We start from the raw sequence: 24,557 nt of genomic DNA on the forward strand, positions 1-24,557 counted from the left end.
ATTTTTATATATTTAGCCAAAAGATAACATTAAATAATGAAAAAATTTTTAATCATTTTACTTATTTTACCCATTTTCAGTTTTGGGCAAAAGAAAATAAACCAAGGAGAATTTCAGCAAAAAAACTATTGTGATACCCTGCATTTTGATTATGTAAAACAACTGATGATAGTGCCCGTAAAAATAAACGGAGAGAATAAAAGATTTCTGTTTGATACAGGTGCAGCACTCATAATATCGGAAGATATACAATCGGCTATGAAAAATCAAGAAATTGGAAACATGGCAGTAGATGATGTTAATAAAAAAACTGCTCATAATCCGATTGTAAAAATAAATGAAATACAAATTGGCAAGCTCACACTTCAAAATGCGCCTGCAATAGTAAATAGTTTTAAAAATTCCGGGATCTTAAATTGCCTGAATATTGATGGCTTCATCGGAAGTAACATATTACGCAACTCTATTGTACATATAGATATAGAAAAAAAGATAATTATTCTTACCGATAAAATTGAAAATTTAAAATTGAAAAATCCTTTTCAGTCTTCTTTAACGCTTGATAAACAAAGTAGACCATTTATAAAATTAAACATTGATGACAAAATTGAAATTGAAGGATTGTTTGATAGTGGTTCTAATAAATTTATGAATATTTCAAAAAAGTATGCAGATAAAGCAATTAAACAAAATATTGCAACAGTATTGAATGAAGGTTACGGCAGTAATAATACAGGATTGTACGGTGCAGGTGAATCACTAAAAAGAATGAGAACAAAGATTAAAAATTTAAAAATTGGTGATGCTACTATAACAGATTTCATAACCATAGTTACAGATGCAAGTCACAATGCATTTGGTACAGAACTGGGACAATATGGAACCATTACTATTGATTTTATAAATAAGAATTTCTATTTCGTGGCTAGAGAGAAAACACAATCTTATAAATATCCTCAAACATTAGGCTTTAATCTTCAGCCCGATAAAAACCAATATTCAATAGGAACCGTTTGGTCAGGAACACAAGCCGAAAAAATAGGCTTGAAAAGCGGTTTGCAAATTTTAAAAATTAATGATACCGATTTATCACAAAAAACATCGGAAAATGATTGCACCTACTTTTTATCAAATTGGTTTAATGATTCAAAAATAAAACTGACCTATAAAGATAATAGCGGACAAATAAAAACGGCTGAACTAAACGAAGAATAATCTCATTTAAGCAAAAGAAGAAACATTCATGGTTGAGAAGGGATATAACTATAGAATCAGACATTATTTAGAAAGATTTAAAAAAGTAAAATGCTCTTTAAAATTGGAAGAAAATACTAGAAAATTTTTTGAAATTGCTGTTTTTAAAACTGAATAATCAGTTGTATTTTAGATTGGTAATGCCACATTTTCTAATCATTTCCTAAAATATCAATATTCCTTTTTAAGCCCGAAAATTTAGTCCTTTTTACTGCAGATTTCCTGAAAATCTCAGAAAATAATTCCTGAGTAATTTCCTGCCACTCATTTTTGCGGAAATTTTTTAGGTATTGATTGGGTTGAAATTTCGACTGATGATGAGGAACGGAAAAACGATTCCATGGACAAACATCCTGGCAAATATCACAGCCAAACATCCAGTTTTCTAATTTATCGTTGAAGTATTCGGGAATTTCGTTTTTCAGCTCTATCGTTGCATAAGAAATACATTTGCTACCATCGATAATTTTATCTGAAACAATAGCATCAGTTGGACAAGCGTCGATACATTTTCTGCAAGTTCCACAATGATCGGTCGTTTCATGATCTTCTACAAGTTCCAGATCACAGATTATTTCTGCAAGAAAAAAGAAAGAGCCTCTTTTCTTGGAAATCAGATTGGCATTTTTTCCAATCCATCCTAATCCTGATTTTTTTGCCCAGCTTCTTTCCAAAACCGGTGCAGAATCTACAAAAACCCTGAAATGAAAATCACCAATTTCCTGCTGAAGTTCAGCAACCATTTCTTTTAAAATTTCTTTTATTACTTCATGATAATCTTCTCCATAAGCATATTTGGAGATTTTAAAATTATTCAGTTCGGGGATTTCTTCTTCGGGGAAATAATTATACATCAATGAAATTACGGATTTAGAACCTTCCACCAATAATCTCGGATCTAAACGTTTATCAAAATGATTTTCCATATATTTCATTTCACCATGATAATTATTTTTCAGCCATTTTTCAAGGGAATGAGCATCTGATTCCAAAAAATCAGCTTTGGAAATGCCACAACTTTCAAAGCCAAATTTTTTAGCTTTGGTTTTAAAAAGTTTAGAATATTTTTCTGGAAGTGAAGTCATATTTCATTGCAAAACTAACATTATTTTGATAAATTTGTTTCTACTGTTTTAGTAGTAAGATAGAATTTAAAATTAAAAAACATTTATATGTCATTAAAAGAAGTTTTAAGAAATGAACATTATCACCTGATTGATGTTCGCGAACCAATAGAATTGGAAATGGAAGGTGAAATAGAAGGTGCACAGAATATTCCTTTGGGAGAATTGGAAGAACACAAGGATGAAATTCTTGCTATTGAAAAAGCAATTATCCTTTTTTGCAGAAGTGGAAATCGTAGTGGAAAAGCGCTGGAATATCTTAATTCCTTGGGTTTGAAAGAAGGATATAACGGAGGTGGATGGGCTGATTTGAAGAACGAAATTGAAAATTTATAATTTTAAGGAACTGAAGAGTTCCTTTTTTTATGACTTGAGTTTTCATAATTTTTTTTAGAATGAAAGTATTTTTTTGTTTTACAAAATTAAATGATTGTTTAATAAATTAATTATTTTAAAACATTGATAATCAATTAATTGATTGTTAAAAACATCGAAAATTAAGATTTTAGACTCTTTTTTGGCATGATTTTTACCATTTACCAACTGTAAAATTTTAAAATTAGAAATTATGTACACAATCAAAAAAGCAATTTTTGTACTGGGAATTATGACAACAGGTTTGTTAAGCGCTCAAAGTTCTGATATGAGAAATATTTTCAAAATAGGGGCAAATGTTGGTTTGGCTGTTCCTGCGGAAAATGCATCTGCTGCGTTAGGTCTTGATTTGGCGTACCAAAATTTGGTTACTCCCGGATTTGGATTAGGTATTGCAACAGGTTATACTCATTATTTCGGAAAAGAAAACAATGGTCTTGACAATAATGATTTTGGTGTAGTTCCGGTAGCTGCATTGATAAGAGTGTATCCAAAACAGACAGGTTTCTATTTGGGGACAGATGTAGGATATGGTTTCATAACAGGTGATGAAAAAGTTGCTGCCAATAATGCTACCAATCGTCCGGATGGAGGTTTTTACATAAAACCGGAAATTGGTTATCATAATAAAGATTGGAATTTTGCAGTGCAATATCAAAAAGTATTTACGGGTGATAAAGGAAAAATCGGAAGTCAGGATTATAATGCCGGAAATCTTGGGATAGGTGTTTTTTACAATATTCCGTTAGGGAAATAAATGTACTTTTTAATAAATATAAAACCTTTTCAAAATTTTGAAAAGGTTTTTTTATTTTGAGTAAAAACTTTTGCTATATTTGGAATTAAACATTTTAAACATGGATACCAAATTCAATTTTCCATTATATTCTCCGGGAAAAAAAAATGAAGGAAGTGCTGCTTATACATTTTTAGTAGCAGATTTAAGAAAAGTGAAAAGTTTTTTGGCATTGTATGAATGCAAGGAAGGAAAAGTGAAAAGCCTTACGGAAAAAGAGTATACTACTCAGGATTTTTCCTCATTCACAGAAATGGTAAAAACTTTTATCAATGAGCTAAATATTTCAGAGGTCAATAGAGTATCGGTGGCTGTTCCCGGTCCGGTTATTGACGGAAAATGCGAAACACCAAATCTTCCATGGAGTTTGGATTCCGAAAATCTTAAGTCCGAGTTAGGAATGCAGAAAGTCTATCTTATAAATGACTTGGAAGCTACCGCTTACAGCTTTATGGAATTTGATAAAAATCAATTGGAAGTACTTCACACTTCTGAAAACAAAGTGAGAGGAAATGTTGCTGTTCTTGCTCCCGGAAATGGTTTAGGCGAAGCAGGAATGTTTTGGGACGGAGAAAGTTTGCGCCCATTTGCAACAGAAGGAGGACATACCGAGTTTTCTCCAAGAAATGATTTTGAAGTAGAGTTTTATCACTTTCTTAATAAAATATATGGAATTGTAACTTGGGAAAATGTACTCTCAAAAGATGGAATATACAATATCTATCGATTTCTAAGAGATGTAGGAAGGCATTCTGAAGATGCAGATCTTAAAAATAGAGTTCAGAATGAAGAATTTCTTTCCGTTATTGCAGATGTAGGAAAAGGAAAACAATCGCGATTGGTAAATCTTACTATTGAAATGTATGCCGAATTTCTTGCCAGAGAAGCCAATAATCTTGTCTTGAAACTGAAAGCAATAGGAGCACTGATTATAACCGGAGAAATTCCTGCTGTGCTTTTTGACTTGGTGGAAAAGGAAAAATTTTATAAAGATTTCAAAATATCAGATAGAATGGAGCATCTGCTAAAAGATATTCCTATCTACGTTGTACGAAATGATAAAGGTATTTTGGAAGGTGCCGCCCAATATGGTGCTTTCATTGAAAATTAGAAAGAACTCTTCAAAGAGTTCTTTTTTTATGAATTTTATGAAAAAGGTTTGTTTTTTGTATATCAGTTTTTTCAAAATTTTATTGACATAGGTCAATATTATTTTATAATGCTTAGTTATACTTTTGCAACAAATTTTTAAACTAAAATATAAAACAATGAAAAAATTAGCACTCGCTTTGGTTTTGATAAGTGGATTAGGTTTTGCACAGGTGAAAAAAGTAGTTTCTTCTGATGTGCATTGGTGGGGATATAAAGTAGCAAAATCTGAGGCTTCTTCACATGATGGTACAGTAAATTTAAGAACCGGATCAGTAGTTCTTAAAGGAAATAAAGTAGCAGCAGGAACTTTTATCCTTGATATGACTTCTATCACCTCAACAGATCTATCAGGAGAGTATCAGCAAAAACTAAACGGACACCTTAAAACCGGAGATTTTTTTGAAACAGATAAATATCCAACAGCAACTTATAAGATCACTTCTTTAAAAAAGAATAATGATAAAAAATATAACTATATTATAAATGGAAATCTTACAGCTAAAGGGAAAACTAGTGCTGTTTCCTTTCCTGCTCAAGTATCTGTGAAGGATGGAGTTGTAACAATTAATTCTTCTAAATTTAGTTTTGACAGACAAAAATTTGGTATTGCTTACAGTTCTACTATGAAAGATGTGGTAGTAAAGGATGAGGTAGATATGCAGATAAGCCTTACCGCAAAATAGTTTTTTTCACAAAACCCTTTGGTAATCATTATTTTAAAATATTGATTAAAAATATATCCAAAAGAGCAGAAATTATCTGCTCTTTTTTTATTTTTGAATAAATAAACAGACAAACTATGTTTGTAAAATATTTGACCATATGAGGCTGTATATTGTAAGTGGACTTGGAGCGGATTTCAAAATATTAGAAAAATTAGAGTTGAATTTTGCAACTGAAATCGTTTTCCTGAATTGGCTTATTCCTGAGCGTAATGAGACATTCGAAAATTATGTTCGGAGAATGGCTGAAAGAGTAGATCATTCCAAACCTTTTTATCTTTTAGGATATTCTTTTGGAGGAATTATGGTTCAGGAAATTGATAGACTGAAAAAAGCCGAAAAAGTCGTAATTCTCGGAAGTATAAAATCGGATAAAGAAAAGTCCCGATTGATAAAGACCGGAGAAATGACCCGAATTCCCCGAATATTGCCCGAAAAAATATTTCATGAGAAATCTTCATTAGCCACATATTCTTTTTTCAAAAAGTTTTTTGATCCGAAAAATAGAAAAATGGTGGAATATTTTCGGGTTCGTAATCCCTATTATCTTAAATGGTCTATCGAAAAAATTTCTGAATGGAAATTTGAAGAAAATCCGTCGGTAGTACAAGTTTTAGGAGATAAAGATATTGTATTTCCTATTAAAAATTCTAAGCCGGATTATATCATTAAAGACGGAACTCATCTTTTTCCGGCTACCAAGCACAAAGAAGTTTCTAAAATACTTAAAGAAATATTTTCTGAAAACTAAAGCATATTAAAATCTTTTATTTTTGAACCTTAAATCGTAAATCCTAAATACAAATGCAATCCATATCTGTTTTTGAAATTATAAAAGTAGGAATTGGCCCATCCAGCTCTCATACAATGGGACCTTGGAATGCTTCAGAAATGTTTCTAAACCTTATCCGAAAAAAGAGTGGAATAGTAGATGTTAAAGAAATTTTTGTAGAATTTTTTGGTTCGCTTGCAAAAACGGGAATCGGACACGGAACAGACATTGCGGGAATGCTTGGACTTTCGGGAGAAAATTTCAGAACTATTGATACTGTTTTGATTGATGAGAAAGTAGAAAAAATAAAAACTTCACAACTGATCAATTTGGGTAATGAAAAGGAGATTCCCTTTATTTACGGACATCATTTAGTTTTGAATAAAGAAAAGTCTTTAGATTTTCACCCAAACGGAATGATTTTCAGAGCTGTTTTGGAAAATGGAGAAGAAATAGTTCAGGATTATTATTCAGTTGGAGGTGGCTTTGTAGCTACTCGTGAAGAAGTATCAGTAGAAAGTTCTTGTATCAGAACTCTTTATCCTTGCCATCATGGAAATGATGTTTTGCATTATTGTGAAAAACTTGGATTGCAAAAATTTTCAGACCTCATTTTCCTGAATGAAGAAAGCTGGAGAACAAAAGAAGAAACCGAAAAAGAAGCACTTTATATTTGGCAACAGATCAAAGAGTGTATTTATAAAGGCGTCAATAAAGAAGGTATTCTTCCGGGTGGTTTACAAGTTATCAGAAGAGCTCCCGCTCTCAACAGAAAATTGTTGGGAGAGAAAATTTATAAAAATCTAGATGAATGGTTTCAACTTGTTGTGGATGCTGAAGAAACATTTACTGCAATTAATAAATGGGTGTCCTGTTTTGCTCTTGCAGTGAATGAGGAAAATGCAAGTTTTGGAAGAATCATAACAGCTCCCACTAATGGAGCGAGTGGCGTAATTCCTGCCGTGCTCATGTTTTCGCAAGCATTTACGGAACATACTAATGAAGATGATATTGTAAGATTTATTCTTGTGGCAGGAGAAATTGGTACTTTATTTAAGAAAAATGCAACAATTTCTGCGGCAATGGGAGGTTGTCAGGCAGAAGTAGGAGTTTCTTCGGCAATGGCTGCAGCTGGACTTACAGAAATTATGGGAGGTACACCTGCTCAGGTTTTAATGGCGGCTGAAATTGCAATGGAACATCATCTTGGTCTCACTTGTGATCCAATAGCAGGTTTGGTTCAGATTCCATGTATAGAAAGAAATTCTATGGGAGCAATAAAAGCAATTACAGCTGCTAATATTGCTATAGAAAGTGATCCTTCTAAGGCAAGAGTTTCTTTAGACGAGGTAATCCAATCTATGTGGGAAACGGCACAAAGTATGAGTGAAAGATTCAAAGAGACATCAGAAGGAGGACTTGCTATTGCCGTAAACGTAGCAGAATGCTAAAAAAATAATTCATCAAAATTTACTATTTTGAGATTTATAGTTGAAAATCATGATTCTGTAAATCTTAGAGAAAGCCACTAAAAAGGTTTCAATGTATATCCATAACTCAAAAAAATGGCAAATAAAATTTTACTCTTACTTCTCTTTTATTGTGCAACAAGTTTTGCTCAAAATTCAAATTTCGTAAATGTTTTTATTGGTACAGATGGAACTGGGCATACTTTTCCGGGGCCATCAATGCCTTTTGGTATGGTACAACCAGGACCGGATAATCGAGATTTTGGATGGAACCATACAAGTGGATACCAATATCAAGATACTTTGCTTTTAGGTTTTTCGCAAACCCGCTTCAGCGGAACAGGGATTAATGAAATGGGAGACGTACTTTTGCTGCCAATCAATCCAAAAAAAGAGAAACTAAAAAATGCTTATTATAAAAATACTGAAATCGGAAAAGTAGGATATTATTCACTGAAAAAAAAGGACGATGTAAAAGTGGAATTGACCTGCTCAGAAAGAGTAGCTTTTCATCGATATACATTTCCGGAAAACGAAGCTCAGGTTTTGGTAGATTTACAGCATGGTCTGCGTTTTATTTTTGATAAAAATACCGAAAAAGGTTTAGTAGTCGATAGTGATGTGAAAATTGTGGATGATAGAACTATTGCTGGCTTTTGCTCAACTCAAAACTGGGTAGACCGAAAATATTTTTTTACCTTATCCTTTGACCAACCTTTTGTGAAATCAGAACTTATCGGCAAGAATGAAATTGAAAAAGCACCTAAATTCTTATTGGATTTTTCATTGGTAAAGAATAGGCAGCTGAAAGTGAAGATTGCTTTGTCATCAGTTTCGGTAGAAGGTGCAACTCAAAATATGATACATGAAATTCCACATTGGGATTTTGAAAAAATAAAAGCAAATAATCTAAAAACTTGGAATCACTATTTGGATAGGATCACCATTGAAGCTCCGAAAAAACAGAAAGAAATATTCTATACTTCCTTATATCACTTGTTTTTGCAGCCTTCCAATATAGCAGATGTGGATGGAAAATACAGAGGAGCGAATGATGAAATTGCAACAGCTTCCAATGGAGAATATTACTCTACATTATCCATTTGGGATATATATCGTGGAGCATTTCCTTTATTGCAGATTTTAGCGCCTGAAAAAATTGATGATATTGTTCAGACTTTACTTTTGCATCATAAAGCTAATGGATTTTTGCCTATTTGGACAGCTTGGGGTAAAGATAATTATTGTATGATCGGAAATCATGCCATTCCTATGATTTTATCGGCTTATCAAAATGGTTTTAAAGGGTTTGATGTAAATGAAGCATTGAAAGCCATGGTAGAAACCTCTTCCAAATCACATATCAATTCTGATTGGGAACTTTATAATCGTTATGGGTATTATCCGTTTGATAAATTGCAAAATGAAGCTGTTTCCAGAACTTTAGAAAGCGGTTATGACGATTGGTGCGTAGCTGAAATGGCAAAAAAATTAGGCGAAAATGAAATTGCAGATACTTTTTTGAAAAGATCCAATTTCTATCAAAATATTTTCGACAAAGAAACTACTTTTTTCAGAGGAAAGGATACCAAAGGAAATTGGAGAACACCTTTTAATCCTTTAATTGCAACTTCTCCTCTTAATAATCCAGGTGATTATACCGAAGCCAATGCATGGCAATATTTTTGGACACCTGCTCAGCACGATGTACAAGGAATAATTAAATTATTGGGAGGTAAAGAAAATTTTACTAAAAAACTTAATGATTTTTTCACGATAAAAGCTGAAAATCCGGATAAATTTTTGGGACAAGAAGCCATGATTGGTCAATATGCTCAAGGCAATGAGCCAAGTCATCATGTAATTTATTTATATGCATACAGTAATGAGCCAAAAACAGGTCAAAAGTATATCCGACAGGCGATCAATGAATTTTATAACAACACTCCTGATGGAATGATTGGTAATGATGACTGCGGACAAATGAGTGCTTGGTATATCCTTTCTATTTTAGGTTTTTATCCTGTAAATCCTGCTGATGGTACATTTGTATTGGGTAGTCCGCAAATCAAAAGTGCAAAACTGCATCTTTCAAACGGCAAAACATTTTCCGTTCTTGCTAAAAATTTTTCCCAGGAAGCTGCTTACAATGAAACCCGTTTTCTGGATGGTAAAAAAATAAGGCAACCTTTTATTACCTATCAAGATATTATGAAGGGAGGAAATTTAGTTTTTGAAATGACAGCAAAGCATGAATAATGTAGCGAAATTTCTATAATTTTTGAATATTTTGGAGAATTTAGAAAAATTTATTGCTTTTCCTTTCGGAAGTATAAAACCCAGTGGATGGCTTAAAGAGCAAATGCAAAAAGACCTGAACGGCTTTGTCGGAAATCTTGCAAAAATTGTTCCTGAGCTTATCAATGATCCGGTTTATCATAAAGGCAGACTGCGCAAAAATTCTAAAACTAAAGATCTGGGTAATCATAAAGAAGAAAATGATGCGGAAAATGAAGAACAATACAAATGGTGGAACAGCGAAACGCAATCCAATTGGTGGGATGGATATTTGCGGAATGTTTTTTTGTTGGACGACGAAAAGAATATTGAAGAAGTAAAAAATTATATTGAAAGTGTTTTATCTGCTCAGGATGCAGATGGTTATATTGGTATTTATAGTCAGGAACTTCGTTATAATTTTGATTCAGAAAATGGAGAATTATGGTCAAAAGCAACTTTGTATAGAGGTTTATTGGCGTATTATGAATATACAAAAGAGGAGAAAGTATTTGTAGCGGTAGAAAGAGCTGTAGAAAATGTAATGCAGAATTATCCAATTAATGATTCAAGTCCTTTTAGTTGTGGTACTTCTTTTAATGTTGGGGTTTCTCATGGTTTGGCATTTACTGATATTTTGGAAAGGATGTATTTTCATACAAAAAATGAGATATATAGACAATATGCCTTGTTTTTGTACATGGATTTTTCAAATACTTATCAATCTGAGGGCGATGTACAATTGAAAAATATTTTAGAACCGAATTACAAACTAAAATCACATGGAGTACATACTTTTGAGCATATCAGAGCATTGACTATAGCCAAATATGCAGCAAAATCAAAAATTTTAGATACAGCATTGGAGGTTTATTTACAGCGAATTAAAAACGTCATTACCATAAGTGGAGGAGCTATTGGTGATGAATGGATCGAGGAACGAAATGCAGATGCTACACATACCGGTTATGAATATTGCTCGCTGCAAGAACTTTTGGACAGCTATTGTCTATTGTTTCAAAAAACCGGAAATGCTGAAACAGGTGATGCCATCGAAAATATTTTTTATAACGCAGCACAAGGTTCAAGAAATCCCCATAATTCTTCTGTTGCTTATCTGAAAACTGACAATTCCTTTGAAATGCAGGGTACTAAAAATGGAAAAGAAGAAGACGGAAGAAAACAAACACGATATAAGTATTCTCCGGCACATCAAGATGTAGCAGTATGTTGTAATCCGAATGCTGGCAGAATTACGCCTTACTTTATCCAAAATTCTTGGATGAAGGAAAGTGAAATTGTTTTGGTAGCAACACTATTGATGCCCAATATTTTGGAAACTACCCTTAACGGAAATCAAATTCAAATTGAAAATCAGACTCATTATCCTTTTGAAAATGATTTTAAATTTAAAATTGTACAAAAAGAACCATCACGATTCCAATTAAAAATCAGAAAACCAGATTGGGTAAAGAATATAAAAACTATTGAAAAATATAGAATTGAAAATGGTTTTATTCTGATTGAAAGGGATTTTCGGTCTATTGATTTTATAGATATTTCTTTTGAAACCGATATTTTGATTAGAAAAGACAATACTGGTTCTCATTATTTTACTTATGGAGCATTGCTTTATGCTTTGCCTATTCATGCAGAAGAAGTAGTCTGTAAAAAATATACCGGAGAATTTGTGGATTTGTTTTACAAGCCTGTTTCAAAGACTGAATATTCCTATTTTGAAAATAAAATAGCGAAATATTCAAACGGAAAAATTATAACAAAACTGATGAATCAAAATAATAATCAATTCGAGGAGGTGGAACTTATACCGATGGGAAAAACTATTCTAAGACAGGTAACATTCTAAAACAGCTTTTGGCAAAGTAATTTTTATACAATTATTTTCCCTTTTCAGGAATTTTTTTGGCATTAATATCGCCTCTGTTGTTGAAAAAAGTATATTCTGAAAAATCGTCTTTCGCTGTCATTCCGTTTGCACCGATAAGTGTAGAACCATCTTTGTCAGTAACATATACTGTATCAGAGGTATAAATCTTTTTTTTAATCTGATCCCAAAAAACGGATTGCATGGCAAATGTTTGTCCTTCATTGGTTACAATTCTTACATTTCCGTGGGCTTCATAGAATTTTTTCTTTTCATTGATCTTAGCATATTTTGCTTTGATTGTACCCGGAACATTCGGCTTTTTTTTATCAAAAAATTTAATGTCAATTCCTTTTTTTGCTACTACATAAGGAGAATCAATATACTCATATTTTTCAATAAGCGGAGCTGTGGCTCGCAATGTAACAAAACCGGAATCCCGCTGAATAATATTGGCATTATTAATAATCTGCGAAGGGAAATTGGTGTTTTTATTTTTGTTGACTTCCGCAAGATCTTCTTCACAAGAAACCATAGAAAAAAATATAGCACATCCAGTAAAGATGGCTATATTTTTTAAAAGTATTTTCCGAAGAATTTTCATTCTTATAATATTAATCATAAAGTGCCTTCTGGAACCAACGATCTGCAAAATTGATACCGATTCTGAAATTTACAAAAGTTTGATTAATAAGATTATTATCTAAAGTTCCGCGTTTCCCAAGTTCGATACCCAAATCTATACCGCTCAATCTGGAAGAACTTCTGTTTGCAAAAGGGAGAGAAGCTCCGGCTGTAATAGCAAATCTGTTGATATCTTTTCCGTTGATATTCAGACTTCCTTTTTCGTAATAAGCACCATAACGGTAGATTACTCTGGAGAAATAACTTCTAAAATTGTTAAGATTCGGTACAAACCAACCTCCTGTAGAAATTCGGTAAGAATTTTCATAAGCAAACGGCTGCCCTAAAAATTGTACATTTTCTCCTTTTTTGAAATCGAATTGTGTTCCTAAAAACCATTTCAGATCTTTTCCATAACCAACACCAAAAGAACCTTCGGAAGGAATCAACTGTTTGTCTTCGCTTTTATTTTCGTCGATGATACTTACATTTGTTTTGTCTCCGTTACTTAGATAATAATAGGTACTATTGGTGTAGGTAGTTTCCATTTTTCCGGTATTTCCGAAAGAATAGGTAGCTCCTAAAGTAAGTTTACGATCATTGGAAAGTTTTTTCTGGTATGTTGTTCCAAGCGTAAAATTGAAAGATTTAATTTTATTTCTGGTTTCGTAGCCATTAATCAACTCAGATGTAGGTAAATTATTAGCGTCTAGAGTTGTTAGTTCATCTGTGTCATAAAGATTTCCGAAGTAAAAATTAGATCTCAAACCTAAGCCAAATTCCGGTGAAACTTGATAAGAAAATCCTGCCTGAACAGTATTTAATGTACCTTCTCCATGGAAAGAATTTATTGTATAGTTTTCGTAATTTAAAATATCATTAACATTTTTTTCTTTTACCACTACAGAATATTTTTTTGAACTGTAAGGTTGATATCCCATCCCAAATTTTACTTTCTTGGAAATAGGAAAAGCAATAGAAATGTTTGATATATAGTTGGAATGTTTGGAAACATTCACATTATTAAAATCTGATTTGAAATAATTATTTTCATTTGTGACTTCAAATTTTACCGAAGTCAGTTCCAGATTGGTATTTGCAGCTGGGTTTCTGAAATTGAAATTATTATTAAAATCCGAAACAAATGCAGTTGTAACTCCACCCATTGCGTTTACATCTATTGAGTTGTCAAACTTTACATCACCAATTCCGAATGCAGCATAAGGCGAGTTTCCTATTGTTTGCGCATTGGCAATCACTCCTACAGAAATGAATGACAAAACCAAAAATCTCTTCATTATTTAGTTTTAAAATAAAGCGCAAATATCTTAATTATTACTGAATTGTGAAAGTTAAAGTTTGTTAAGTACTTTTGAATGCATTTTTTCACAAAATCAGGAAGATTTTAGAATTATTCAATGGTTCTCAAGAACTTTTTTCATTTGCTCTTTATCCAATTGTTTTTCCCAATTTGCAACTACTATTGTTGCTACTGAATTTCCAATAACATTCGTTAAAGCTCGGCATTCACTCATAAATTTATCAATTCCGAGAATTAAAGTCATTCCTGCAATCGGAATTTCCGGAACTACGGCAAGAGTAGCAGCAAGCGTAATAAATCCGGCACCTGTAACTCCGGCTGCTCCTTTAGAACTTAGCATTGCTACCAAAAGTAAGATCAATTGTTTTTCTAAAGGCAAATGTATGTTGCAGGCTTGTGCAATGAAAAGAGAAGCCAGTGTCATATAAATGTTGGTTCCGTCGAGATTAAAAGAATATCCGGTTGGTACTACCATTCCGACAATAGTTTTGGAACAACCGGCTTTTTCCAATTTTTCCATTAATCCCGGTAATGCCGGTTCTGAAGAACTCGTTCCCAAAACCAAAAGTAGCTCATCTTTTAGATAAAGCAATAATTTAAAAATATTAAAACCATTATACCAAGCTACGCTTCCTAAGATCAAAACGATAAAAAGAATAGAAGTAATGTAAAATGTAGTAACCAAAAATATAAGTTTGTAAACCGATTCTAAACCATATTTTCCGATTGTGAAAGCAATAGCTCCAAAAGCACCAATCGGTGCCAATTTCATCAAAATGTGTACAATTTTAAAAATAGGAGAGGAGAGTGCCTGAAGAAAATCCGTGACTTTCTGGCTTCGTTCTTTTGTTAAAACCAAACCAACTCCCATTAATACGGAAACCAGCAAAACTTGGAGAATATTTTCCCCAATCAACGGACTGAAAAGCGTATCCGGAATAATATTCATGATAAAACCCGTAATCGTAGTTTCATGAGCTTTATGTGTATATTCCGAAACGTCTCCAGAAAGTGTTGCAGGATTGATGTTCAAACCTTTTCCGGGCTGAAAAATGTTTCCTACAACCAACCCAATAATTAAAGCTAATGTAGAAAATGTAAAAAAATAAATGAGCGCTTTTGTGGCAATTCTTCCAATGCTTTTCAGATCAGCCAAATGTGCAATTCCCAATGTAAGTGTAATGAAGATCACCGGTGCGATAATCATTTTTACTAATTTGATGAAACCGTCTCCCAAAGGTTTCATTTTTTCACCAATTTCGGGAAAGAAATGTCCCAAAAGTAATCCGCAAAGTATGGCAAAAATTACTTGGAGATATAATTCTTTGTAAAGCGTTTTTATTCTCAATTTTTTCGTTAAGTTGTAGTATAGTTTTTTAAATTTAAATATTGGAAATCAATGCATTATTCTGTTGCTACAGAATCGTCTCCACGTCCATCTGCAACCGCGTGAATATTTCCGTTATCGTCAATCAAAATGATTTCTGTTCTTCCGATTTGCGGAACTTTTTCGATGACATAATTCATTTTTTGTAAATCGGAAATGGTACTTTCAGGAAAATTAGGTTCTACCATTACTTTTTCCGGAAGCCATTGATGATGGAATTTCGGATAATTAATCGTGAGATTTGCATTTAACTTAAAATCTATAACATCCACAACTGATTGATATACAGATGTCGGAATTGTAGTTCCACCCGGAGTTCCGACTACCATAAAAGGTTTTCCGTTTTTCATAATTATGGTCGGTGTCATGGAAGAAAGCATTCTTTTATTTGGCTGAATAGAATTTGCTTCACCACCAACTGCACCAAACATATTCGGAACACCCGGTTTTACAGAAAAATCGTCCATTTCGTTATTCAGAAAAAATCCGGCTCCGGAAACAACTACTTTGCTTCCATAGAGTCCATTCAATGTAGTAGTTACAGCAGCAGCATTTCCATCCTTATCCAAAACTGAAATGTGGGTAGTTTCCGTACTTTCTTTATTTGGATTGACAATTTTTCCCACTTCGGAGCTTGGAGTTGCTTTTTCAGGATTGTAGGATTTCCAGCGTTTTTTTAAATATTCATCGGAAATCAGCATTTCGGTTTTATCATTAATAAAATCCGGATCGCCCATATATTCGGCTCTGTCTGCATAAGCACGACGTTCTGCTTCCACCATGATCTGAACGGCTTTCGTAGAATTTGCCTGATGGTTTTCCAAATTTTCAAAACTTGCCATTTTCAGCATTTGAGCCAAAAGAAGTCCACCACTGGAAGGAAGTGGCATGGAAACCACATCATTTCCTTTATACTGAAACTGAAGTGGTTTTCTTTCTACAACTTTATATTTTTTTAGATCTTCGAGTGAAATAATTCCGTTTCCACGTTTCATTTCAGCAACGAGAAATTCTGCTGTTTTTCCTTCATAAAAACCTTTTTGTCCATCTTTCTGAATTCTTTTAAGAGTTTCGGCTAATTCTTTTTGAACAAGCAAATCTCCGGCTTTCCAAGGAGTGTCTTTTGCAAATGCAATTGTAGTATAGTTGTGTTTTAAAAATTGTGATTTTAAGGAATTTAAAAGATTGGCTTCCCGTTCTGTAATGGCAAATCCTTTTTCAGCCAAATCAATAGCAGGCTGAACCAGAGTAGACATTGGAAGTTTGCAATATTTCAGAGTGGCAAAAAATCCGGCAACAGATCCCGGAATTCCAACCGCAAGTCTGCCATTTTGAGAAAGATCGGTATTGGCATTTCCTTTTTTATCAAGATACATATCTCGTGATGCTTTGGATGGTGCGGTTTCGCGATAATCTAGGGTAAATTTTTCACCATTATTTTTTACTCCCACTAAAAATCCGCCACCTCCGATATTTCCTGCTTGAGGATAAACAACAGCCAAAGCATATTGTGTAGCAATTACAGCATCATAAGCATTTCCGCCCATTTTCAGAATTTTTGCGCCGGCTTCACTTGCCAGTGGATGCGCAGAAACTACAACACCTTTTTTTTGAATTTTCACTTCTTTTATAATTTTGATGTCTGTAAATTGTGAAAAAAGTGATAAGGAAATAAAAGTGACTATAAATGAGAGTTTTATTTTTTTCATAAGATTTATATTAATAAAATTTTTGGCTCTACGTTAAATTTTTTCGGAAATTGAAATAATTGGGTTTTTGTAAAAATATTGGTTCAATATACAGCGACTTTGTATTTTTTTCACTCAAAAAATAATCATCTTCTGTTAATTGAATACTTTTACATTCTCTATATTACTGTTTTTTTATGAAAATTATTCATAATCAATAATAGCATAAATAAAACTGAGCCATTTTTGATAAACTTTGAGGTTAAAATTTGATGCAAATAAAATAAAAATTTTCTGCTTTTTAAAATTATTCAAACTTTGATTTTCATAGTTTTTGGAGAATAAAAGATTTCTGCAAAAATATTGTTTATTCTATAAAAAAATTAATATTTTGTTATTTTTATGTATATAAATTTTGATAATTTAATATTTTTAGTAATATTTGTAGAAATAAACTTTTTATATATGAAGAAAAACTACCAGAGAATCGTAACTTTAGGGGTGTTTTTGGTTTTTGTAGGCCAGATTTCTGCCCAAGAAAACAATGACAGCTTAAAGGTAAAAACAGTCGAAGAGGTAAAAATTACTGTTGGCTCTAGAAACAAGAATAGAGTGGTAACGGATTCGCCAGTTCCTATTGATGTTATAAATATTAAGGAATTAGCAGTAGCTGCGCCTCAAACAGATTTAACACAAATATTGAACTATGTGGCGCCTTCTTTTACTTCGAATACGACCACTGTAGCAGATGGAACAGATCATATAGATCCTGCTCAGTTAAGAGGTTTAGGACCAGACCAGACATTAGTTTTAGTAAATGGGAAAAGAAGGCATACTACAGCTCTTGTCAATGTAAATGGTTCTCCAGGAAGAGGTTCTGTAGGAACTGATTTGAATGCACTGCCATCTTTTGCTATTGAAGGTTTAGATGTTTTAAGAGATGGAGCTGCTGCACAATATGGATCGGATGCTATTGCAGGTGTAATAAACCTTAGAATGAAGAAAGCTACCAATAAATTAGAACTAGCTTTAAATACGGGAGGTTTTTTAAGTTCTGGAGCGAATGATCATAGAGGTGGTATGGATGGTTTTAAAACGCAATTAGATGCAAACTACGGGACACAAATTTTTGGAAAAGGTTTTGTAAATTTTACAGGGAGCTTTGCATGGAGAGATGATACCAACAGAGCTACAGATTTTAATGGAAGTATATTTAATATATATAATGCGGTAGAAAGAGTATCTCTCGCTAATGGAACAAATATTAATTCCTTATTTTCAAATATTAATGCATTAAACGCAACGGAATTAAATAATTTATTCTCAATAATTAAATCTAGTGCAAATCAAATTGGATATTTAACGACTGCTCAGCAAACAGCTATTCAAAATGCTAATACATTATCGGCAATGCAATCTGCATTAGGAGTTAATGTTACAGATAACGAATTAGCAGCAAGAGGCCTTTCTCGTAGAGATTTTAACATGAGAATTGGCCAATCAAAATTGCTTACAACGCAATTTTTTGTAAATTCTGAAATTCCAATTAATGATAATCATAAATTTTATGCATTTGGGGGGTATAGTAACAGAGACGGTAATTCTGCTGGTTTCTACAGAAGGCCAAACCAAGCTAGAACTTACACAGGATTATATCCAAATGGTTTCTTACCAGAAATAGGTTCTACAGTTGTAGATTATTCGGCAGCAGGAGGTTTCAAAGGTAAAATAGGGGGCTTTAATTATGATTTAAGTAATACTTTTGGGATAAATTCATTTGAATACAATATTGAAAACACTGCTAATGTAACCATGGGAATGAGTTCTCCTAATTCTTTCTATGCAGGGAAATTAAAGTTCCAACAAAATACTACCAACTTGGACTTCCAACGTAACTTTAATGTGTTAGATGGATTAAGTTTAGGTTTTGGAGGAGAGTATCGATTAGAAAGATATATTTTGAAAGCTGGTGATCCAGAGTCGTATTTAGGGTATAATATTTCTGTTACAGACTTTTTTGGTAATGCTAGACCAGGTGGAGCTCAGGTTTTTCCGGGATTTAGACCAGTAAACCAAGTAAATGGAGGTAGAAATAGTATTGCAGCATATTTAGATACTGAATTAGATATTACCAAATGGTTACTAGTAGGTGCTGCGTTGCGCTATGAAGATTATTCGGATTTTGGAAACACATTCAATTATAAATTTGCTACAAGAGTAAAAGCGAATAATGATTTAACTTTTAGAGGAGCTGTTTCCACAGGTTTTAGAGCGCCATCTTTAGCACAAATTTATTTTAATTCTACATCTACTCAATTTGTAGGAGGAGTGCCGTTTGAAGTGGGGACGTTTCCTAACGCAGGAAGAGAGGCAGATTTGCTGGGGATTCCAGATCTTAAACAAGAGGAATCTAATAACTACAGTATTGGTTTTTCATATAAAATTCCAGAAACTAATTTAACATTTTCTGTTGATGGATATTATATAAAAATAAAAGACAGGGTAGTATTAACTGATGGTTTTTCTAGACCTACTAATCCTGCAGCTGGTTCTAATGGGTGGTACCCAATTGGAACTCCCCAAAGAGAATTACAAGATTTATTCGACAAAGCAAACGCAACTACTGCTACATTTTTCTCTAACGCCGTTGATACACAATCAAGAGGTTTAGATTTGGTAATTACCAATAGAGCAAAACTAGATGAAGTTACTTTAAATACCAATTTTGCATCTACTTTTTCTAGTACAAAAAGAATAGGGGATATTCACGGTTCACCATTGTTAATAGAAAATGGCCAGATCAATAGATATTATTCAGAAGCTACTCGTATTTATATGGAAGAAGCAGTGCCAAGAGTAAAGGCTAATTTAATGAATACCATTACTTATAAAAAATGGGATTTCTTTATGAGACAAAGCTATTTTGGTAAAGTAACTGATCCTAATGTTGCTGATGTAAATGGAGATGGAATACTTCAAGGTGAATATATTAATGGATTTTTAGTGGCTACTGAACATCCAGTTTGGGCAGCAAGAACAATTACAGACGTATCTGTTTCGTATGCTTTGAGCAAAAATTTTAAACTAACATTAGGAGCTAATAATGTATTTGACATATATCCAGATAAAAATTTAAAAACCCAAACAATTACAAGCGCTCCGAATGTAGCAGGTACTGCATATGTAACACCTAATCAATCGAGTAATGATCCAAATATTAGATCTGTAGTTCCTGGAACTATAGATTTATCAAATAATAACCAATTTGAATACTCAAGAAACGTTGGACAATTTGGAATGAATGGAAGATACATTTTCGCAAGAGTAAATCTTAGTTTTTAAGAATAAATTTTACTTTAAAATATAGATTAAGCAATCATTTATGGTTGCTTATTCTTTTTTAATATATTTGTGAAGTTTCAAAAAGTAAAAAAATGCAGGCCTCTACGGAAAAAATCCTCATAACCGGAGCTCTTGGGCAAATCGGAACTGAACTCACCAACAGACTTGTAGAAATTCACGGAAAAGATAATGTAATCGCTTCCGGACTTGACAGATGGGACAAATCTCTTACTTCGGCAGGTTTTTATGAACGAATGGATGTTACCAACACGCAATTGGTTCGGCAAATTATTCAGGATTACGGAATTACTACGGTTTATCATTTAGCTTCTTTACTTTCCGGAACTTCTGAAAGACAGCCGCTTTTTGCATGGAGATTGAATATAGAACCACTTCTGAATTTCTGCGAATTGGCGAAAGAAGGTTTGATCCAGAAAATTTTCTGGCCGAGTTCTATTGCAGTTTTCGGAACGGGAATTCCAAAGGAAAATGTAGGGCAAGATGTGGTTCTGAATCCGACTACTGTCTACGGAATTTCCAAGTTAGCTGGAGAAAAATGGTGTGAATATTATCATGATAAATTTGGTGTGGATGTGAGAAGTATTCGTTATCCGGGTTTAATTTCATGGAAAACTCCTGCTGGTGGCGGAACTACGGATTATGCTGTGGAAATTTTTTATGAAGCTATTGAAGAAGGAAAGTACACCAGTTTTATTTCCGAAAATACAGCAATGCCGATGTTGTACATGGATGATGCTATCAATGCTACTTTGAAATTGATGGATGCTCCGAAAGAAAATCTTACGGTTCGTTCTTCGTATAATTTGGGAGGGATGAGTTTTACGCCAAAGCAATTGGCAGAAGAAATCAAAAAAGAAATTCCGGAATTTGAGATCAATTATGAACCGGATTTCCGACAGGCAATTGCAGATTCTTGGCCGGCTTCTATTGATGATTCTGTTGCAAAAAAAGATTGGGATTTATCTTACGATTTCGGAATTTCTGAAATGACAAAAGACATGATTAAGAACCTAAAGGTGAAATTACAAAAGTAAAATTTAATAAATTACAGTTTCAGTAATTAAATTTAAATATTTAATAATCATAATTTTACAAGTTTTATATAAAAATTACTTTACATGATATTATTAACGTTCAATCTCATCAATAATGAACCGGAACTGAAAAATGGAGAACAACTTTCGGAGACTGAACGAACAGAAATCACCCAAAAAAATACCAATTCCATTCTTCGGATTTTGGAACTTTATGATGTAAAAGCCACTTTTTTTGTAGAAATTTCTCTTCTTGAAAATCTTAAACCTTTGCTGAAAAAGATTATTTCAAAAGGACACGAAATTTCTTTTTACAATAAAAATTCTAGTCTTCAGGAAATTGAAAAAGCAAAATCTTCTACTGAGTATCTTCTTGAAAAAAACATTCGCGGAATTCGGCAGAAAGACGTTACCCTTTCTCTTTCCGAATTGAAATCTTTGGAATTTACCTACATTTCCAACATCGAGAATGCTAATATTTTATTTCCATTGAAGCGATTACGAAGAAGTACCGAAATAAAAGAAGTATTGGGAATGAGCATTGTTCCCGAAAGTATTTCTCCCTATTCTCAGCTTCCGTATAACGACTTTGTTTTCCAAATGGCGCCAAAAACGTTTTATAAAAATATGGTTTCCGAAACTTTGAAAGCGGAAGAATTTGTTTTGATTTATCTTGATTCTCGACAGTTTACAGATTATGAATTGACTCCTTTTAAAATTCCGTTTTACCGAAGATTTAATTCCGGACGAAAAATGGAAGATAAGCTGGAAGAATTCCTAAAATGGATCAATGAAAAAGAATTGGCCACTTCCAGAATGAAGGATTATATTTTCTGATTACTATACTACAACTATACTTTAAAATAATTTTTACGAAAGTTCAAAAACTGTAATTTCAGGTAAAACGCCAACTCTTCCCGGATATCCGATCACTCCGAATCCGCGGTTTACATAGAGATATTTTCCTTCGCTTTCATACAAATCTGCCCATTTTGAATAACGATACTGAACAGGACTCCATCGTACATTTTTCAGATCAATCCCGAATTGCATTCCGTGTGTATGTCCGGAAAGTGTTAATTGAACATTAGAACGATGAAATTTTACAACCCTATCAAAATGAGTAGGATCATGGCTCATCAGGATTTTTGCAGCTTCAGTAGGAACACCATTTGTAGCTTTTTCAAGATCTCCATATTGTGGAAAAGGTTTTTCGCCCCAGTTTTCTACACCAAGAATGTAGAGTTTTTCTCCGTTTTTTTCAATAATACGATGTTCATTTCTCAGCATTTCGAAGCCGGCTTGTTTCTGAAAATCAATTAATTTTGGAATATTCTGAGCCTTTTCCTGTGGAGATTTCCACTCTGCATAATCGCCATAATCATGGTTTCCCAAAACCGAAAATTTTCCATCTTTTGATTTTATTTTTGAAAATAAAGGAACAAACGGCTTGAACTCTTCTGCAAAGTTATTGACCATATCTCCTGTAAAAAGGACAAGATCGGCATTTTGCTCGTTTATAAGCTGGATTGCTTTTTCCAATTTTTCGGGGTGAAAAAAACTTCCGCTGTGTACATCTGAAATTTGTAAAACTTTATATCCCTTAAAACTTTTCGGCAAGCCGGATATTTTTAGCATTACTTTTCGTACAGTTTGTCTATACTTTCCGAAAATTACACCATCCAACACAAAAGCAGATAAAATCCCGCCCAAACCAAGACCGATTGCGGAAAGAAATTTTCTTCTTTCAGGATAATGTTTGGAAGAATTTGAAAACTGTTGAAAACCAAACTGCAAAAGCCTGAAAATATCATCCAAGAAAAGAAATATGCCTACTAAAATTTTAGGGATCAGAAATGCTAAGAATATAGTAGCTATGATCTGGATTCTATGATGATCCCGATCTGATCTTTGAAAAGATGAAATTTCATAGAATAAGAAACCATACAATGCAAGAGTAATAACACCATAACAAATCCGGGCGATAGAATTTGAGACAATGGTTTTAAAAGCCTGATAAACATAAATCTCTAAAATCAGGAAAATAGCGGTGATAATAAGAAAATTCCGTTGCATGATTTTTTTTTGAATAAAAAAGCACAAAGGAAATTACTTTGTGCCATATTTTTTAGTTGTAATTTTTTTAATTAAGGAAATCTATATACAATAGCATTGATATTCATTCCGGCTCCTACAGAAGCGAAAACGATATTTCCATGTTCTTTAAATTCTTGTTCTTTCAATTGTTTTTTACGAATTAAATCAAACATGGTAGGAACGGTCGCTACTGAAGAATTTCCAAATTCCTGAATGGTCATTGGTGAAACTGCATGGTCATAATCGGATTTTCCGTAAAGTTTGAAAAGTCTTCCGATCATAGCATAATCCATTTTGGCATTTGCCTGATGAATGAGGATTTTATCAATATCTTCAATGGAAAGATCAGCCTGGTCAATGGTTGCTTTGATGGCATCAGGAACATATTTCAGGGCATATTCATAGATTTTTCTACCTTGCATTCTGATGTAAAGTTTTTCCTGATCTTCAGCATTTTTATTCAACGTTTTGGAATTATTCAGGTATTCCAATTCTACACCATTATCACACAATGTATTATGACTTATAATTCCTACATTTTCATTTTCGGTTGCGGTTACTACCACTGCACCAGCTCCGTCTGCAAAAATCATTTTATTTCTGTCATAAGGATCTGTAACACGGCTTAATGTTTCAGCACCGATTACTAAAATATTTTTTGCATTTCCGGATTTAATGAAAATATCAGCTAAAATCATTCCTTCTACCCAACCAGGACATCCGAAAATCATATCATACGTGATGCATTTTCTGTTTTTTATTCCCAGTTTGCTTTTTACTCTTGCCGCCATATTGGGCATAAAATTCGCAGTTCCGGAAGCACTTACTTCTCCAAAATTACTGGCAAAAATAATATAGTCTAACGTTTCAGGATCAATATTGGCATCTTCTATTGCTTTTTGGGAGGCTATTACGGCCATATCAGAATTGAACCAATCTTCATTAATATATCTGCGATTTTCAATTTCAGTGATATCCACGAATTTTTGGATAATTTCTTCGTTGGGTTTGTCCAGTTTTTCTCCGTCTTCTGTATAGAATTCTGAATTTAGAAAATGTTCTCTTCCTATCACTCTTTCCGGTACATAGCTTCCTGAACCTATTATGACTGTATTTGGCATATTTGTTTTTGAAAAAATTTCAGCAAAGTTAAGAATTAATATTGTATTCACGATGAAACAAAAAAATATTAAATTTGCATTTTCTTCTAAAATATA

At 33.1% G+C, this 24,557-nt stretch carries 19 protein-coding genes; 12 read left to right on the forward strand and 7 right to left on the reverse strand.

Translation table 11 applies throughout. From position 1 onward, the window contains the following. The first annotated feature begins 36 nt into the window (after window positions 1-36). Window positions 37-1,215: an aspartyl protease family protein gene (locus AC2A1C_RS05035; RefSeq protein ID WP_484024001.1), complete on the forward strand. Its 1,179-nt coding sequence runs from the start codon at window positions 37-39 to the stop codon at window positions 1,213-1,215. A gap of 191 nt (window positions 1,216-1,406) precedes the next feature. Here the strand turns inward: AC2A1C_RS05035 and queG are convergent, their stop codons facing one another. After that, the gene (gene queG, locus AC2A1C_RS05040; RefSeq protein ID WP_484024003.1) at window positions 1,407-2,339 is read right to left on the reverse strand and encodes a tRNA epoxyqueuosine(34) reductase QueG; all 933 of its coding nucleotides are present in this window, start codon (window positions 2,337-2,339) and stop codon (window positions 1,407-1,409) included. Window positions 2,340-2,426: 87 nt separating this feature from the next. Between queG and AC2A1C_RS05045 the strand changes: the two genes are divergently transcribed. The 8 genes from AC2A1C_RS05045 to AC2A1C_RS05080 all read left to right on the forward strand — a co-directional run bounded on the left by AC2A1C_RS05045 (window position 2,427) and on the right by AC2A1C_RS05080 (window position 11,808). Next, a complete protein-coding gene (locus AC2A1C_RS05045) occupies window positions 2,427-2,714 on the forward strand; it encodes a rhodanese-like domain-containing protein (RefSeq protein WP_484024004.1) in 288 nt (95 codons plus the stop codon). Between the two features lie 232 nt (window positions 2,715-2,946). Next, on the forward strand, window positions 2,947-3,510 hold the full coding sequence (locus tag AC2A1C_RS05050; protein WP_484024006.1) for a hypothetical protein: 564 nt from the start codon (window positions 2,947-2,949) through the stop codon (window positions 3,508-3,510). 100 nt (window positions 3,511-3,610) lie between these two features. Then, a complete protein-coding gene (locus AC2A1C_RS05055; protein WP_484024008.1) occupies window positions 3,611-4,660 on the forward strand; it encodes a glucokinase in 1,050 nt (349 codons plus the stop codon). A 157-nt stretch (window positions 4,661-4,817) separates the two neighbouring features. Beyond that, on the forward strand, window positions 4,818-5,384 hold the full coding sequence (locus tag AC2A1C_RS05060; protein ID WP_484024009.1) for a YceI family protein: 567 nt from the start codon (window positions 4,818-4,820) through the stop codon (window positions 5,382-5,384). Between the two features lie 139 nt (window positions 5,385-5,523). After that, entirely contained in the window at window positions 5,524-6,174 is a 651-nt protein-coding gene (locus AC2A1C_RS05065) for an alpha/beta hydrolase (protein ID WP_484024011.1), read from the forward strand. 53 nt (window positions 6,175-6,227) lie between these two features. Beyond that, complete coding sequence (locus AC2A1C_RS05070) at window positions 6,228-7,646, forward strand: L-serine ammonia-lyase (RefSeq protein ID WP_484024013.1); 1,419 nt, start codon at window positions 6,228-6,230, stop codon at window positions 7,644-7,646. Between the two features lie 114 nt (window positions 7,647-7,760). After that, window positions 7,761-9,923, forward strand: a complete 2,163-nt coding sequence (locus AC2A1C_RS05075) for a GH92 family glycosyl hydrolase (RefSeq protein ID WP_484024015.1) — start codon at window positions 7,761-7,763, stop codon at window positions 9,921-9,923. 31 nt (window positions 9,924-9,954) lie between these two features. Then, window positions 9,955-11,808 (forward strand): beta-L-arabinofuranosidase domain-containing protein, encoded by a 1,854-nt coding sequence (locus AC2A1C_RS05080; protein ID WP_484024017.1) that lies wholly within the window; start codon window positions 9,955-9,957, stop codon window positions 11,806-11,808. A 31-nt stretch (window positions 11,809-11,839) separates the two neighbouring features. Here the strand turns inward: AC2A1C_RS05080 and lptC are convergent, their stop codons facing one another. The 4 genes from lptC to ggt all read right to left on the reverse strand — a co-directional run bounded on the left by lptC (window position 11,840) and on the right by ggt (window position 16,867). Then, the gene (gene lptC / locus AC2A1C_RS05085) at window positions 11,840-12,430 is read right to left on the reverse strand and encodes an LPS export ABC transporter periplasmic protein LptC (protein WP_484024057.1); all 591 of its coding nucleotides are present in this window, start codon (window positions 12,428-12,430) and stop codon (window positions 11,840-11,842) included. Window positions 12,431-12,440: 10 nt separating this feature from the next. Next, window positions 12,441-13,748, reverse strand: a complete 1,308-nt coding sequence (bamG, locus tag AC2A1C_RS05090; protein ID WP_484024018.1) for a BamG family beta-barrel-assembly machinery protein — start codon at window positions 13,746-13,748, stop codon at window positions 12,441-12,443. A 117-nt stretch (window positions 13,749-13,865) separates the two neighbouring features. Continuing rightward, entirely contained in the window at window positions 13,866-15,119 is a 1,254-nt protein-coding gene (dctA, locus tag AC2A1C_RS05095; protein ID WP_484024020.1) for a C4-dicarboxylate transporter DctA, read from the reverse strand. 56 nt (window positions 15,120-15,175) lie between these two features. Further along, window positions 15,176-16,867 carry a gamma-glutamyltransferase gene (gene ggt / locus AC2A1C_RS05100; protein WP_484024022.1) on the reverse strand — a complete coding sequence of 564 codons (1,692 nt, stop codon included), beginning with the start codon at window positions 16,865-16,867 and terminating at the stop codon, window positions 15,176-15,178. Between the two features lie 444 nt (window positions 16,868-17,311). Here ggt and AC2A1C_RS05105 point away from each other — a divergent pair, with 444 nt between their 5' ends. The 3 genes from AC2A1C_RS05105 (at window position 17,312) to AC2A1C_RS05115 (ending at window position 22,080) form a co-directional block, all read left to right on the forward strand. Next, window positions 17,312-20,188 (forward strand): TonB-dependent receptor plug domain-containing protein, encoded by a 2,877-nt coding sequence (locus AC2A1C_RS05105; RefSeq protein WP_484024023.1) that lies wholly within the window; start codon window positions 17,312-17,314, stop codon window positions 20,186-20,188. A gap of 92 nt (window positions 20,189-20,280) precedes the next feature. After that, window positions 20,281-21,243, forward strand: a complete 963-nt coding sequence (locus AC2A1C_RS05110; protein WP_484024025.1) for an NAD-dependent epimerase/dehydratase family protein — start codon at window positions 20,281-20,283, stop codon at window positions 21,241-21,243. A gap of 84 nt (window positions 21,244-21,327) precedes the next feature. Then, window positions 21,328-22,080, forward strand: coding sequence for a polysaccharide deacetylase family protein (locus tag AC2A1C_RS05115; protein WP_484024027.1), 753 nt, complete (start codon window positions 21,328-21,330; stop codon window positions 22,078-22,080). 33 nt (window positions 22,081-22,113) lie between these two features. Here AC2A1C_RS05115 and AC2A1C_RS05120 read toward each other — a convergent pair whose 3' ends face one another. Both AC2A1C_RS05120 and AC2A1C_RS05125 read right to left on the reverse strand, forming a co-directional pair. Next, the gene (locus tag AC2A1C_RS05120) at window positions 22,114-23,319 is read right to left on the reverse strand and encodes a metallophosphoesterase (protein WP_484024029.1); all 1,206 of its coding nucleotides are present in this window, start codon (window positions 23,317-23,319) and stop codon (window positions 22,114-22,116) included. A 71-nt stretch (window positions 23,320-23,390) separates the two neighbouring features. Continuing rightward, window positions 23,391-24,461 carry a 3-oxoacyl-ACP synthase III family protein gene (locus tag AC2A1C_RS05125; protein ID WP_484024031.1) on the reverse strand — a complete coding sequence of 357 codons (1,071 nt, stop codon included), beginning with the start codon at window positions 24,459-24,461 and terminating at the stop codon, window positions 23,391-23,393. Window positions 24,462-24,557: the final 96 nt, after the last annotated feature.

This window comes from Chryseobacterium sp. HNCC26DJ241 (assembly GCF_057180505.1).

Bases quoted from the DNA above. Each gene is read 5' to 3' on its own strand.
- AC2A1C_RS05125 (WP_484024031.1), bottom strand. From the start codon at position 24,461: ATGCCAAATACAGTCATAATAGGTTCAGGAAGCTATGTACCGGAAAGA.
- ggt (WP_484024022.1), bottom strand. From the start codon at position 16,867: ATGAAAAAAATAAAACTCTCATTTATAGTCACTTTTATTTCCTTATCA.
- AC2A1C_RS05075 (WP_484024015.1), top strand. From the start codon at position 7,761: ATGGCAAATAAAATTTTACTCTTACTTCTCTTTTATTGTGCAACAAGT.
- AC2A1C_RS05045 (WP_484024004.1), top strand. From the start codon at position 2,427: ATGTCATTAAAAGAAGTTTTAAGAAATGAACATTATCACCTGATTGAT.
- AC2A1C_RS05050 (WP_484024006.1), top strand. From the start codon at position 2,947: ATGTACACAATCAAAAAAGCAATTTTTGTACTGGGAATTATGACAACA.
- AC2A1C_RS05120 (WP_484024029.1), bottom strand. From the start codon at position 23,319: ATGCAACGGAATTTTCTTATTATCACCGCTATTTTCCTGATTTTAGAG.
- AC2A1C_RS05035 (WP_484024001.1), top strand. From the start codon at position 37: ATGAAAAAATTTTTAATCATTTTACTTATTTTACCCATTTTCAGTTTT.
- AC2A1C_RS05105 (WP_484024023.1), top strand. From the start codon at position 17,312: ATGAAGAAAAACTACCAGAGAATCGTAACTTTAGGGGTGTTTTTGGTT.
- lptC (WP_484024057.1), bottom strand. From the start codon at position 12,430: ATGAAAATTCTTCGGAAAATACTTTTAAAAAATATAGCCATCTTTACT.
- AC2A1C_RS05065 (WP_484024011.1), top strand. From the start codon at position 5,524: ATGAGGCTGTATATTGTAAGTGGACTTGGAGCGGATTTCAAAATATTA.
- queG (WP_484024003.1), bottom strand. From the start codon at position 2,339: ATGACTTCACTTCCAGAAAAATATTCTAAACTTTTTAAAACCAAAGCT.
- AC2A1C_RS05115 (WP_484024027.1), top strand. From the start codon at position 21,328: ATGATATTATTAACGTTCAATCTCATCAATAATGAACCGGAACTGAAA.
- AC2A1C_RS05070 (WP_484024013.1), top strand. From the start codon at position 6,228: ATGCAATCCATATCTGTTTTTGAAATTATAAAAGTAGGAATTGGCCCA.
- AC2A1C_RS05060 (WP_484024009.1), top strand. From the start codon at position 4,818: ATGAAAAAATTAGCACTCGCTTTGGTTTTGATAAGTGGATTAGGTTTT.
- AC2A1C_RS05110 (WP_484024025.1), top strand. From the start codon at position 20,281: ATGCAGGCCTCTACGGAAAAAATCCTCATAACCGGAGCTCTTGGGCAA.
- AC2A1C_RS05055 (WP_484024008.1), top strand. From the start codon at position 3,611: ATGGATACCAAATTCAATTTTCCATTATATTCTCCGGGAAAAAAAAAT.
- bamG (WP_484024018.1), bottom strand. From the start codon at position 13,748: ATGAAGAGATTTTTGGTTTTGTCATTCATTTCTGTAGGAGTGATTGCC.